The organism is Streptococcus sp. HMSC078H12 (genome assembly GCF_001814615.1).
Classification (GTDB): Bacteria; Bacillota; Bacilli; order Lactobacillales; family Streptococcaceae; genus Streptococcus; species Streptococcus salivarius_F.
The window spans coordinates 60,950-74,258 of record NZ_KV817310.1; the positions used below are offsets into that span (position 1 = coordinate 60,950).

The following is a 13,309-nucleotide window of genomic DNA, read 5'->3' on the forward strand; positions in this document are numbered from 1 at the left end:
GGATTAGCACTCATAGTTTATGAGTGCTAAAAATAACGTTTCACACGTTACTAATAACAAATAACATTTGGAGGTAATTGGTATGGCATTGAAACCATTGGGCGATCGTATCGTTGTCCGTTTTGAAGAAACAGAAGAAAAAACAGCTAGTGGCTTTGTATTGGCAGGAGCCAGTCATGAAGCTACAAAAACTGCTGAGGTTTTGGCAGTAGGTGAAGGAATCCGTACTCTTACTGGTGAATTGATTGCACCTAGTGTTGCAGCAGGCGATAAAGTTCTTGTTGAAAATGGTGCAGGTGTCAATGTTAAAGACGGAGATGATTCCGTTTCAATTATCCGTGAAGCAGATATTTTAGCAGTCCTAGCTTAGGTCTATGCTAATCAGAAATAAAGTAAGATAAAGAAGGAGTAACTATGGCAAAAGATATTAAATTTTCATCAGATGCACGCGCAGCAATGGTCCGTGGTGTTGATACTTTGGCTGATACAGTTAAGGTAACGCTTGGTCCTAAAGGTCGTAACGTGGTTTTGGAAAAAGCTTTTGGCTCACCTCTTATCACTAATGATGGTGTGACAATTGCTAAAGAAATTGAACTCGAAGATCACTTTGAAAATATGGGTGCTAAGCTTGTCAGCGAAGTGGCTTCAAAAACGAATGATATTGCCGGTGACGGAACAACTACAGCCACTGTTTTGACACAAGCTATTGTCCGTGAAGGTCTCAAAAATGTAACGGCTGGTGCTAATCCAATCGGTATCCGTCGTGGGATTGAAGCAGCTGTAGCTACAGCTGTGGAAGAGCTTAAAGCCATTGCTCAACCAGTTGCTAATAAGGAAGCTATTGCCCAAGTCGCAGCGGTTTCATCACGTTCTGAAAAAGTTGGTGAATACATTTCAGAAGCTATGGAACGCGTTGGTAATGACGGTGTTATCACTATTGAAGAGTCTCGTGGTATGGAGACTGAACTCGAAGTGGTTGAAGGTATGCAGTTTGACCGTGGTTATCTTTCTCAGTACATGGTTACTGATAATGAAAAAATGGTCGCTGACCTTGAAAATCCATTTATCCTTGTGACTGACAAGAAAATTTCAAATATTCAGGATGTCCTTCCACTCTTGGAAGAAGTGCTTAAGACAAGTCGTCCACTCTTGATCATTGCTGATGATGTGGATGGTGAAGCTCTTCCTACACTTGTTCTTAACAAGATTCGTGGAACTTTCAATGTTGTTGCTGTTAAGGCGCCTGGCTTTGGTGACCGTCGTAAAGCGATGTTGGAAGACATTGCCGTATTGACAGGAGCGACTGTTATTACTGAGGATCTTGGTCTTGAACTTAAGGATGCAACTATGGCAGCACTCGGTCAAGCTTCGAAAGTAACTGTGGATAAAGATAGCACAGTTATCGTTGAAGGTGCAGGAAGCGCAGAAGCAATTGCTAACCGTGTTAACCTTATCAAGTCTCAATTGGAAACAACAACATCTGAGTTTGACCGTGAAAAACTTCAAGAACGTTTGGCTAAATTGTCAGGTGGGGTTGCAGTTGTTAAGGTTGGTGCGGCCACTGAAACAGCCCTTAAAGAAATGAAACTTCGTATCGAAGATGCCCTTAACGCTACTCGTGCCGCTGTTGAAGAAGGTATCGTAGCAGGTGGGGGTACAGCTCTTGTTAACGTCATTGCTAAGGTTGCTGAACTTGATCTTGAAGGTGACGACGCTACAGGACGTAACATTGTCCTCCGTGCCTTGGAAGAACCAGTTCGCCAAATTGCTTATAACGCTGGTTATGAAGGTTCAGTTATCATCGATAAATTGAAGAACAGTCCAGTTGGTACAGGCTTTAACGCTGCTAACGGTGAATGGGTAGATATGGTTGAAGCAGGAATTATTGACCCTGTTAAGGTCACACGTTCTGCCCTCCAAAATGCCGCTTCTGTAGCTAGTCTTATCTTGACAACTGAAGCAGTTGTTGCCAACAAACCTGAACCAGAAACTCCAGCAGCACCAGCTATGGATCCAGGAATGATGGGCTACTAAGAGTTTAAAAAAGCAAAAGAAAAAACCTAGGAAAAGTCGAGAAACTTTTTCTGGGTTTTCTTTTTTTCAATTATTTGTTGTTAATTACTGAAAAGGGTTAAATGTATCAGAACTTCCTTGTTGACCTGCCATTTGCATCATCATTTGTTGTTGTCTAATGCGTTCTGCTTCCTTATTCGTATTGATAGAAACAGCAAGAAGGATGATCCAACCGATGAATGTCCAGCCTAGAAGAAAGGATAGGATAAAGATTGGCCATTTTTTATCTGTTTTATTTAGAAGAGCTGGTAATATAAGAAGTACTACCAAGGGGAAATTAATGATGACGGAGAGAAGAGCCGTGATCAATCCGGCACTAAGATCATCACTGGCAATTCCCAAGAGTATCATTCCAAGAGCCCAGAGGATAGCTGGGATGGAAGCGACGGCTAACATGATGAAGTTTGTTTGGGTTTTCTTGTCTTGTTTCTTCCAAGTATCATTTAGATTTTTGCTTGCTTGTTGGAAAGTTTCACCAGTTTGATTCGCAAATTGGTTAACAGTCTGACTGGCATTTTCTACAACAGGTTTAACTTGTTCCTGGAAGGTCTTTGATTGATTTTCTTGAGCTAGGTTAGTTGCTTGGAAAGTCTCTTCTTCATCTGCTGTAGAGTTAGTGAGTGGCTCTTCAGCAACATCATAGCTGTCAACATTTTTTTCGGCAGTTTCTACCACTTCTGTTGATGGTGCAGATTCTGCTGGTTCAACAACTTCTGAATCTTGCTTAGTTTCTACAGTCTCTTTTTGTGAGACAGTTTCTGTTACTTCGACAGTTTGTTTGGGAGTTTCTCGGACAAACTCGCCTTTCTGAGCTGCTTCAGCCATTTCTTGAATACTTGGATTACGACCATTAACTGCTTGGAAAAAATCGATCCAATCTTGTTGCTTCATGTGTATAACCTCCAGATATCTTGATTAAAAAATGTTGATAATTACAATTATAGCAATAGTGTAAGGGGATCGCAATGGGAGTCTTTACTTTATTTCCTTATAATCTTCTTATCACTAAAGATGGGAAAGAGAAAGAAATAGGTTAGGACATAGACCACTAGAGGATATATCAGTGGATTATAGTCCCAGGCTCCTTGCCAATCTAGGTGTAAGAGTCTAACACTAGCGCGTGTTAGGCCTGTGCTCCAAGCTTTAAGGCCAAATGGTCTTAGGATTAAACTGAGTGGTGTTGGAAGATGCAAAAGGTAGACTCCATAAACTGCCACTAAAACTAAGAGATATAATCTAAAAAAACGCTGGTGGTAGGCCCACAAGCGTGTAAAATAGTTTTTCATTAGCCAATAACTGCAAAGAGTTTTTGAGCGTTTGATTGGCGAGTAGCATCCATGATGAGGAATAAGTCAACAATTGACCAGATACCACATCCACCACACGTCAAAAGTTTACCAACACCGAGACCAATTTGTCCTAACAAAAAGCGGTCAATTCCAAGAGTCCCACCTAGAAGTGAAATAATCAACAACATTGTTGGATCTTGGAAGCTGATTGAGTAAAGCATTGAAAGTTGTTGCTCAGGAAGTGCTTCAAGACGTTGACGGATGTACTGAACTTGTTCTGTTGGGAAATACTTGGCGTTAATGGTTATCCATTGATCGACTGGATTCATAAATTAAATACCCCTCAAATTTTAAATGATATGTAAAGGATAACATATTGTAAAGGGAGATTCAAGGCGGTTAAGGCTTTTGAAGTCAATAAAAGCAACTTATTTGCAAGCTTCCACTGTGTCATAACTAGAGGATCATTAGGATAATCCTTTCGCACTATGCTTGAGAATGAGCCTACTTCTATTATTTGTGATTTCTCAACCCTTGTTCAAAACTGTCTGAGCTCGCCTTAACAGTGATTTTGTCGAGTGTTAAGGGATGGGTGAAACTAAGGGTGTGGGCGTGGAGCATGAGTCGAGATGCGGGGCGGTGGCTATAAAGAGGGTCCCCCAGAATGGCATGCCCATGGTGGGCCAGATGCACACGAATTTGGTGGGTCCGACCGGTTTTTAGTTGACAGTTGACCAGACTAGCTCCTTTGAAGGCTTTGAGGCGCGTGATGGTTGTATAGGCAACCTGCCCTTTTCTAGGATCAACCACTCGTTTTCTACGGTCATGGCGGTCGCGTCCAATCTTGTCTTTGTACACAGTCTCCTTGGTCTGAAATTTACCTTCAGCCAAAGCCCAGTATTGACGCTGAATCTTCTTATCTTCCAAGAGTCTATTGAGAATTGGCAGGATAAACGGATTTTTTGCGAAGAGTACAGCCCCACTAGTTTCCATGTCTAGTCGATGAACGACGTAACAGGTTTGCCCACAATAGGCCGAAACATGGTTAAGTAGAGCAATTTCTGTGGGTTCATTACCATGTGTTTTCATTCCTTCAGGTTTATTGACCACGATGAGATGCTGATCTTCATAGAGAGGTTCTACTAAACTGGCATTTCCCATAGGGATAATTTTTTCAGGGTAGTCCTCTGTATCAAAGGTCAGGCTAATCTTATCACCTTTTTCAACAGGACTCTGCCAATTAATAGTCTCTCCATTGATGAGGACGTGCTTTTTCGTGCGTAGGAAATGACGAATCTTACGAGGAATGAGGAGCTTAGTTTCGAGCAAGTCTTTGACGGTTGTTACAGGATAGGGATTGATAATTTCTACGTGTAAAGTCATGGTTTCATTATATCATGAACGTTTAAAAGAGGACAGAATCTGTAAAAACTTGGTATAATAGGGTTATGACATTTTTTGATAATCTAAAAAACAAACTTTTTAAAGAAGAAAATAGCGGAAAGGGCAAGGATTCCCAGCCTGCTGAAAAATCGAAGAATTTACAAAATAAGATAAAGGGACTCTTTGCTAAGAAACCTGATGAGGTTGAACAAGCCGTTGAAGACTTAGATATGTCTCAGGAAAGTCAAGAGACGTCACGTTATCAACGTTCTAAGCAAAAGAAACCTATTGATACGACCCAACCTTTAGGTAAGGTTCAGGCGTTCTTGAGCAAGTTTACACTTTCGCCAAGAAATCCTATTCGTCGTTTCTGGCGTCGTTATCATATTGGTAAAATTCTCTTTATCTTGGTAGCTATGTTGGTTCTGACAGTAGGTTCCTACCTTTTCTATATTGCCAAGACGACCAATGTTTCAGATCTTCAAGATGCCTTGAAAGCAACTACGGTTATCTATGACAAAGAAGGCAATCAAGCTGGTTCTTTGTCAGGGCAAAAAGGGACTTATGTGGAGCTGGATGCCATTAGTGATAGCCTGGAGAATGCTGTTATTGCAACTGAGGACCGTACCTTCTATGAAAATAGCGGGGTTAACGTCAAGCGATTCCTCTTGGCCATTGTATCTATGGGACGCTTTGGTGGTGGCTCGACCATTACCCAACAGTTGGCTAAAAATGCCTTCTTGACACAAGAACAGACAGTCACTCGTAAGGCCAAGGAATTCTTCCTCTCTTTGGAATTAACCAAGAAATACAGCAAGCAAGAAATACTTACCATGTACCTCAATAATGCCTACTTCGGCAATGGGGTTTGGGGTGTTGAAGATGCTAGTCAAAAATACTTCGGGACAAGTGCTGCCAATCTAACCGTTGATGAAGCAGCGACCCTCGCTGGTATGCTTAAGGGACCTGAAATTTACAACCCAATTGATAATATCAAAAATGCGACCAACCGTAGAAACACTGTCCTCGCCAATATGGTTGATGACAAGAAGTTGAGTCAGGCAGATGCCGACAGTGCGGCTGGAGTTGATATGGCTAGTCGTCTGGATGATACCTATCAAGGGACTGGCGATGACTACAAGTATCCGTCTTACTTTGATGCCGTCATTGAAGAAGCTACGAAAACTTATGGCTTGAGTGAGGATGAAATCGTTAAAAATGGCTACAAAATCTACACAGAGATGGATGCCAACTCACAAGCTAACATGCAGCAAACCTACGAAAATACCTATCTCTTCCCTACATCAGAAAGTGATGGTAGTACAGCTCAGTCAGCTAGTGTGGCACTTGATCCAACAACTGGAGCTGTCCGCGGTCTGGTAGGTCGTGTAGGTGGTACCAGTGATACAACCTTCCGTAACTTTAACTATGCAACTCAAGGGAAGCGTAGTCCTGGTTCAACTATCAAACCTTTAGTGGTCTATGCACCAGCTCTGGCTTCAGGATGGAGCATCAATAAGGATCTTCCGAATAAACCAATCGACTATAATGGCTATACCCCAACCAACTACGGTGGTGTTGAGACAGAGGATGTGCCCATGTATCAAGCTTTGGCCAACTCCTACAATATCCCAGCAGTTTACCTCTTTAATCAAATCGGTATTCAAAAAGGGATCAGTTACGGTCAAAAATTCGGTCTCAACTTTGACAATGTTCCAGAAGAACTGGGAATTTCACTTGGTGGTGGTGTGACAGCTAGTCCTCTTCAAATGGCTCAGGCTTATGCGACCTTTGCTAATGGTGGTGAGATGAACACGGCTTATTTCATCACTAAAATTGAAAATGCCAGTGGTGACATTATTGCTACCCATAGTAAGAAGTCTAAACGTGTTATCAGCCAGTCAGTAGCTAACCAGATGACCAGCATGATGCTTGGTACCTTCTCAAATGGTTCTGCTGTGAATGCCAACTACACAGGTTATACTATGGCAGGTAAGACAGGTACTGTTCAGGCTGAATTTAACAAGGATTTGACTAGTGACCAGTGGGTGATTGGTTATACTCCTGATGTGGTTATGACGACCTGGATCGGTTTTGATAAGACTGACGAGAGTCACTACCTAACAGGGGCTAGCTCGGGAACAGCTTCGACGATTTTCAGCTACATCGCTGCGGATGTTTTGCCAAATACACCAGGTACTGAGTTTACCGTTGAAAATGCCTATGCAGCTGATGGTCAAACACTAGACTATACGGCAGATCCAAATGACTCGCGCAATAGCAGTAACAAGTCATGGACAGACAAGGCATCAGACGTTGTGAATGACGTTAAAGATCAGGCAAGCAGCCTTTGGGATAAGATTACAGACTCCTTCTCAGGTCTATTCAGATAGCTTGTCAATTGCATTTAAAAGTGGTAAGATAAAAAGAACGGAGGCGTTATGGCACAGAAAAAAGCAAGCCTAGCGTGTGCTGAATGTGGGAGCCGAAACTACTCAATTAATGTGAGTAGCACTCCCAAACCAACACGACTAGAAGTTAACAAATTTTGTAAACATTGTAAAAAATACACCTTGCATAAGGAAACAAGATAGGAGACACCGTGAGACAAACTGGAAGTATTTTCAAAGTCTTGAAAGACACGACTTGGCCAGACCGTAAACAACGCTGGCACGATTTTATTTCAGTTCTTGAGTATACCGCGTTCTTCACTGTCATCATCTATGCGTTTGATGAATTGTTGAGTCGCGCTATGTCAGCACTGATTAACTTTTTCTAAAGAAAACACAAAAAGAGTGGGAATGCCTGCTCTTTTTTGTTATAATAAATGCAGATAAAAGCGAGAAGAAGGGCCACCAGGCTTTTTTATTACGCTTTGAATTAAACCTCAGACATTCATTGACATTTAACACTCGAAGCTAGAAGATAGCTAGCCAAAGGTGTTTAAATGTCACTTAGAAAAAAGAAAGGAATCCTAAAATGCTAGATTCATTCGACAAGGGCTGGTTCGTCCTTCAAACCTATTCAGGATACGAAAACAAAGTTAAAGAAAACCTTTTGCAACGTGCCCAAACTTATAACATGCTTGAAAATATCTTGCGTGTTGAAATCCCAACTCAAACGGTCAATGTTGAGAAAAACGGTAAAGTTAAAGAAGTAGAAGAAAACCGCTTCCCTGGTTACGTTCTTGTTGAGATGGTAATGACAGACGAAGCCTGGTTCGTTGTCCGTAATACTCCGAACGTTACTGGTTTCGTTGGTTCTCACGGTAACCGTTCTAAACCAACACCACTTTTGGAAGAAGAAATCCGTCAAATCTTGATTTCAATGGGTCAAACAGTTGATGTTTTTGATACTAATATCAAGGTTGGTGATGTGGTTCAAATCATCGATGGTGCCTTTATGGGTCAAGAAGGCCGTGTTGTAGAAATTGAAAACAACAAGGTTAAAATTATGATTAATATGTTTGGTTCAGAAACAGCTGCTGAACTTGAACTTTACCAAATCGCTGAACTTTAAGATAGACAAAAAGAGGTTGGGCTAAGAGACTTCAACCTTGGAAGACTATCTCATTAAACTTGAGGGGAGAGGCTAGAAGCTAGATTTTTGAAATTTAGTTCTGTGTCACTCCCTTTTTTCTAACGGATGATGATGAATTACAAACGATTTTACGATAGGATTAGCGCTCCTTTGCGTTCTTACGCTAAGGTTTTAGAAGGGTTGAACAAGCTTATAACTAGGACTTTTTACCTGCTTTTTCCTATATTTCTTATTTGGGTTTGGCTAAGGAATGGTTGGTTTGTTCTCTCTACGACAGTGCTTATTATGGGGGGAAGCCTTTTCCTTCTTTCTCTTGGTCGTAGCCTCTATAACCGACCACGTCCATACCAGACCTGGGCTATTCAACCCCTTATTAAGAAGGACAGTCTGGGCAAGTCCTTTCCCAGTCGGCATGTTTTCTCAGCGACTGTCATTGCTATGTTGGCACTGACGCTTAACCCCTGGCTAGGTGGGGCCATGCTTTTTCTGGCGATGGCTCTAGCGTTTTTGCGCGTGCTAGGTGGTGTTCACTATCCTAGTGATGTTTTGGCAGGCTATGCCATTGGGATTCTTGTAGGTCTCCTTCTTTATCTTTAGAAAATTTGGGTCTTCTTCGAGAGAGGAAGGCTTTTTTCGTTGAAAAAGGAAAGGCACCTCTAGGGCACCTTTCCTTTTGTTCTAAAATTCGAGTTGGCAATTAAAGGCTGTTCCCACCATTAGATATTAGCTTAGTTTAGGACATGTTCTGTAATGGCTTGAGCGACTCCATGCTCATCATTTGAAGCCGTTACTAAGTTTGCTGTTTCCTTAACCCCTTCAGGTGCATTGCCCATAGCAATTCCTAGGCCAGCTAGAGCTAGCATAGGACTATCGTTGAAGTTATCTCCGATGGTCATGACTTGTTCAAGAGGAAGGTCATAATATTTGGCAACTTCAAGGAGAGCGTGTTCTTTAGAAACATGTTTGGCTGTGACTTCAAGGTAGTTATCTTTGGATAAGTAGAAGGCTGTCTGTGGAAAATCCATGCTTAGGAGTTTTTGGTGGAGGTCCTGGATAACTTCAGGATCATCAATCAACAATAGCTTGTGGATAGGTGGTTCTGAGTCTGAGACCGTGTTTTGTAGTTCCTTAATGATAGGAGATTCACCCGTGATACTTCCTTCCAACTGAGACCATTTGTCTAGTTCGTTGGTGATCCAGTCCTTGCCAGAGTAGATATTCACAGAGACACTTGGATAATCTGTGGATAAGTAGTTAAGAAGGTCTTGGATTTCAGCTTTATCCACAGGGTGTTGGATGATAGTACGATCACCCTCAAGTACTAAGGCGCCGTTGTAGCAAGCGATGGGATTGTCATGAAGTCCCAGTTTATGAGCAATTGGTTGCATCCCTAGTGGCGAACGGGCAGAAGCTAAAACAAAGGGAATATTTGCCTTTTCAAGCTCTGGCATTACCTCAATCAGTTGCTCATCTACCTGGTGGTTACTAGTGAGAATAGTGCCATCAATGTCACTGATAATCAAACGAATATTACTCATAATCGCTATCCTTTCCATCGTATAAAATCGTTACTTTATCTTTAAGAGACTCGACCAAATCAGGATCAGGTTCTTTATCTGTAATCCAGTAGTCAAAGTCTTCAATCTTGCCCAAGATATATTTGGAATGTTTTTCATATTTATCAGATTCAGCAATAAGAATCTTGGTTCTAGCAGCTTGCATGGCTAGTTGTTTGACAGCAACGTCCTCTTCATCTTCATAGCTGACCACTCCTTGACTGAGACTAGCCGCTCCGAAGAAGGCTAAGTCAAACTGTAGATGTTGCAAGAGCTGGGCTTCGTGAAGCGAATAGTAGAAGCGGTTTTTGCTGTAAAATCTTCCTCCCAAGAGATGAAAGTCGATTCTTTCTTTGCCACTTAGGACCAAGGCATTGTCCAAAGAGTGGGAGTAGACAGTGACGCTCTTAGTCAATTTTTGTGAAACTTCAAGCATCAGGGTAGAGACATCGAAGAAGAGGAGAGATTGGTCTTTGACCAAGCTAAGCGCTAGGTCTGACATTTTTTTCTTGTCTTCAGTGAGTCCTTTCTGACGTTCCTGGAAGCCAAGAACAGTAGTATTTTTAACTGGAAGAATGCCACCATGGGTACGCTGAGCCAGATTCCTCTGGCTGAGGCAGTCGAAATCTCTTCTGACAGTGTCTTTGGAAACCCCTAATGCGTCAACCATTTCCTTAACAGATAGGTTTCCGCGCTCCTCCAAAAGTGTTAATATTTTCTCTAATCGTTGTTCCTGATACATGAGTCACCTACTTTCTGATACTAGTATAGCATCTTTTTGCTTTTTTGTTACACAAAAGCGCAAAAAAACTTAAAAAGAAGAAAAAAGGTGCAAAATAGACTCAGGCGAATTTGCCTCTTAAAGTTCTCTTATCATCTTTAAAAATCCTTCAAAAATGCTATAATAGAAGCATTACGAATATTGGAGAGAAACCATGAGTTTTTACAATCATAAAGAAATCGAGCCTAAGTGGCAAAAATACTGGGCTGACCATCACACTTTTAAGACAGGAACAGATGCCTCAAAACCTAAGTTTTATGCGCTTGACATGTTCCCTTATCCATCTGGAGCGGGTCTTCACGTAGGACACCCAGAAGGTTATACAGCGACTGATATCCTCAGCCGTTTCAAACGTGCGCAAGGTTACAATGTCCTTCACCCAATGGGGTGGGATGCCTTTGGTTTGCCTGCAGAGCAATACGCTATGGATACAGGGAATGACCCAGCAGAATTCACAGCAGAAAACATTGCCAACTTCAAACGCCAAATCAATGCGCTTGGCTTCTCTTACGACTGGGACCGTGAAGTCAATACGACAGATCCGAACTACTACAAGTGGACGCAATGGATCTTCACCAAGCTTTACGAAAAAGGTTTGGCTTATGAAGCTGAAGTGCCAGTAAACTGGGTTGAAGAATTGGGAACAGCTATCGCCAACGAAGAAGTTCTTCCAGATGGAACATCTGAGCGTGGTGGCTATCCAGTTGTTCGCAAACCAATGCGCCAATGGATGCTCAAAATCACTGCCTATGCTGAGCGCTTGCTCAATGACTTGGATGACCTTGACTGGCCAGAGTCTATCAAGGACATGCAACGCAACTGGATTGGTAAATCAACTGGTGCCAATGTCACTTTCAAAGTAAAAGGGACAGACAAGGAATTCACAGTCTTTACGACACGTCCAGATACTCTTTTTGGTGCGACCTTCACTGTTTTGGCTCCTGAGCATGACTTGGTAGATGCTATCACAACACCTGAACAAGCTGAGGCTGTAGCTGACTACAAACATCAAGCCAGCCTTAAATCAGACTTGGCCCGTACAGACCTTGCTAAGGAAAAAACAGGGGTTTGGACTGGTGCTTATGCCGTCAACCCTGTCAATGGTAAAGAAATCCCAATCTGGATTGCTGACTATGTTCTTGCCAGCTATGGAACAGGTGCTGTTATGGCTGTACCTGCCCACGATGAGCGTGACTGGGAATTTGCTAAACAGTTTGGACTTCCAATCGTAGAAGTGTTGGAAGGTGGGAACGTTGAAGAGGCTGCTTATACAGAGGATGGCCTTCACGTCAACTCTGACTTCTTGAACGGTCTCAACAAAGAAGAAGCGATTGCTAAAATCGTGGTTTGGTTGGAAGAAAAAGGCTTTGGTCAAGAAAAAATCACTTACCGTCTTCGCGACTGGCTCTTTAGCCGTCAACGTTACTGGGGTGAACCAATCCCAATCATTCATTGGGAAGATGGGACTTCGACAGCTGTTCCAGAAAGTGAACTCCCACTTGTCTTGCCAGTAACCAAGGACATCCGCCCTTCAGGTACTGGTGAAAGCCCATTGGCTAACTTGACAGACTGGCTTGAAGTGACTCGTGAGGATGGTGTCAAAGGTCGTCGTGAGACGAATACGATGCCACAATGGGCAGGTTCAAGCTGGTACTACCTCCGCTATATCGATCCACACAACACAGAGAAATTGGCTGACGAGGACCTTCTCAAACAATGGTTGCCAGTCGATATCTATGTGGGTGGTGCAGAACACGCCGTGCTCCACTTGCTTTACGCTCGTTTCTGGCATAAATTCCTCTATGACCTTGGTGTTGTACCTACTAAAGAGCCATTCCAAAAACTCTTTAACCAAGGAATGATCTTGGGAACAAGCTACCGTGATCACCGTGGAGCTCTTGTGGCAACTGACAAGGTTGAAAAACGTGACGGTTCATTCTTCCATGTGGAAACAGGAGAAGAATTGGAGCAAGCACCAGCCAAGATGTCTAAATCCCTCAAGAACGTTGTCAACCCAGACGATGTGGTGGAACAATACGGTGCTGATACCCTTCGTGTCTATGAAATGTTCATGGGACCACTTGATGCCTCAATCGCTTGGTCTGAAGAAGGATTGGAAGGAAGCCGTAAATTCCTTGACCGTGTTTATCGTTTGATTACAAGTAAAGAAATCGTTGCGGAAAACAATGGCGCTCTTGACAAGGTTTATAACGAAACTGTTAAATCTGTTACTGAGCAAATCGAGTCTATGAAATTCAACACAGCCATTGCTCAGCTCATGGTCTTTGTCAATGCTGCCAACAAGGAAGATAAACTCTATGTGGATTACGCCAAAGGCTTTATCCAATTGATCGCTCCATTTGCGCCTCACTTGGCGGAAGAACTCTGGCAAACAGTCGCAGAAACAGGTGAGTCTATCTCTTATGTAGCTTGGCCAACATGGGATGAAAGCAAATTGGTTGAAGACGAAATCGAAATCGTCGTTCAAATCAAAGGTAAAGTTCGTGCCAAACTCATGGTTGCGAAAGACCTTTCACGCGAAGAGTTGCAAGAAGTCGCTCTTGCTAATGAAAAAGTCAAGGCAGAGATTGATGGTAAGGAAATCGTGAAAGTGATTGCGGTACCTAATAAACTCGTTAATATTGTTGTTAAATAAAAAGGCTCCTTGTCAACTGTAGTGGGTGACG

Annotated in this window: 14 protein-coding genes; 8 read left to right on the forward strand and 6 right to left on the reverse strand. The window is 42.5% G+C overall.

Features of this window, described 5'->3' with window-relative positions; genetic code table 11:
- Positions 1-82: 82 nt before the first annotated feature.
- A complete protein-coding gene (gene groES / locus HMPREF2979_RS01225; protein WP_002883604.1) occupies positions 83-370 on the forward strand; it encodes a co-chaperone GroES in 288 nt (95 codons plus the stop codon).
- 44 nt (positions 371-414) lie between these two features.
- A complete protein-coding gene (groL, locus tag HMPREF2979_RS01230; protein WP_060972217.1) occupies positions 415-2,034 on the forward strand; it encodes a chaperonin GroEL in 1,620 nt (539 codons plus the stop codon).
- A gap of 84 nt (positions 2,035-2,118) precedes the next feature.
- On the opposite strand, the gene HMPREF2979_RS01235 is transcribed toward groL, so the two are convergent.
- The 4 genes from HMPREF2979_RS01235 to HMPREF2979_RS01245 form a co-directional block, all read right to left on the reverse strand.
- Complete coding sequence (locus HMPREF2979_RS01235; protein WP_060972216.1) at positions 2,119-2,964, reverse strand: superinfection immunity protein; 846 nt, start codon at positions 2,962-2,964, stop codon at positions 2,119-2,121.
- Positions 2,965-3,053: 89 nt separating this feature from the next.
- A complete protein-coding gene (locus tag HMPREF2979_RS09980; protein ID WP_073685728.1) occupies positions 3,054-3,359 on the reverse strand; it encodes a DUF2752 domain-containing protein in 306 nt (101 codons plus the stop codon).
- Complete coding sequence (locus HMPREF2979_RS01240; RefSeq protein WP_013989998.1) at positions 3,359-3,691, reverse strand: TM2 domain-containing protein; 333 nt, start codon at positions 3,689-3,691, stop codon at positions 3,359-3,361. The genes HMPREF2979_RS09980 and HMPREF2979_RS01240 overlap by 1 nt, the downstream gene beginning before the upstream one ends.
- Positions 3,692-3,875: 184 nt before the next feature.
- Positions 3,876-4,745, reverse strand: a complete 870-nt coding sequence (locus tag HMPREF2979_RS01245) for an RluA family pseudouridine synthase (protein ID WP_060972215.1) — start codon at positions 4,743-4,745, stop codon at positions 3,876-3,878.
- A gap of 65 nt (positions 4,746-4,810) precedes the next feature.
- Between HMPREF2979_RS01245 and pbp2a the strand changes: the two genes are divergently transcribed.
- From pbp2a to HMPREF2979_RS01265, 5 genes are all read left to right on the forward strand, one after another.
- Positions 4,811-7,138, forward strand: coding sequence for a penicillin-binding protein PBP2A (pbp2a, locus tag HMPREF2979_RS01250; RefSeq protein ID WP_038675226.1), 2,328 nt, complete (start codon positions 4,811-4,813; stop codon positions 7,136-7,138).
- Between the two features lie 48 nt (positions 7,139-7,186).
- Positions 7,187-7,339, forward strand: a complete 153-nt coding sequence (rpmG, locus tag HMPREF2979_RS09985) for a 50S ribosomal protein L33 (RefSeq protein WP_002886472.1) — start codon at positions 7,187-7,189, stop codon at positions 7,337-7,339.
- Positions 7,340-7,347: 8 nt separating this feature from the next.
- Positions 7,348-7,524, forward strand: coding sequence for a preprotein translocase subunit SecE (gene secE, locus HMPREF2979_RS01255; RefSeq protein ID WP_002883656.1), 177 nt, complete (start codon positions 7,348-7,350; stop codon positions 7,522-7,524).
- A 200-nt stretch (positions 7,525-7,724) separates the two neighbouring features.
- A complete protein-coding gene (nusG, locus tag HMPREF2979_RS01260; protein ID WP_002883644.1) occupies positions 7,725-8,264 on the forward strand; it encodes a transcription termination/antitermination protein NusG in 540 nt (179 codons plus the stop codon).
- 129 nt (positions 8,265-8,393) lie between these two features.
- Entirely contained in the window at positions 8,394-8,882 is a 489-nt protein-coding gene (locus HMPREF2979_RS01265; RefSeq protein ID WP_070654718.1) for a phosphatase PAP2 family protein, read from the forward strand.
- Between the two features lie 131 nt (positions 8,883-9,013).
- Here the strand turns inward: HMPREF2979_RS01265 and HMPREF2979_RS01270 are convergent, their stop codons facing one another.
- Together HMPREF2979_RS01270 and HMPREF2979_RS01275 are read right to left on the reverse strand one after the other, a co-directional pair.
- Positions 9,014-9,823 carry a Cof-type HAD-IIB family hydrolase gene (locus tag HMPREF2979_RS01270; protein ID WP_070654720.1) on the reverse strand — a complete coding sequence of 270 codons (810 nt, stop codon included), beginning with the start codon at positions 9,821-9,823 and terminating at the stop codon, positions 9,014-9,016.
- Positions 9,816-10,583 (reverse strand): DeoR/GlpR family DNA-binding transcription regulator, encoded by a 768-nt coding sequence (locus HMPREF2979_RS01275; RefSeq protein ID WP_070654722.1) that lies wholly within the window; start codon positions 10,581-10,583, stop codon positions 9,816-9,818. Before HMPREF2979_RS01275 ends, HMPREF2979_RS01270 begins: the two co-directional genes overlap by 8 nt.
- Before the next feature lie 193 nt (positions 10,584-10,776).
- On the opposite strand from HMPREF2979_RS01275, the gene leuS reads away from it, so the two are divergent.
- Positions 10,777-13,278, forward strand: coding sequence for a leucine--tRNA ligase (gene leuS, locus HMPREF2979_RS01280; protein ID WP_070654725.1), 2,502 nt, complete (start codon positions 10,777-10,779; stop codon positions 13,276-13,278).
- Positions 13,279-13,309: the final 31 nt, after the last annotated feature.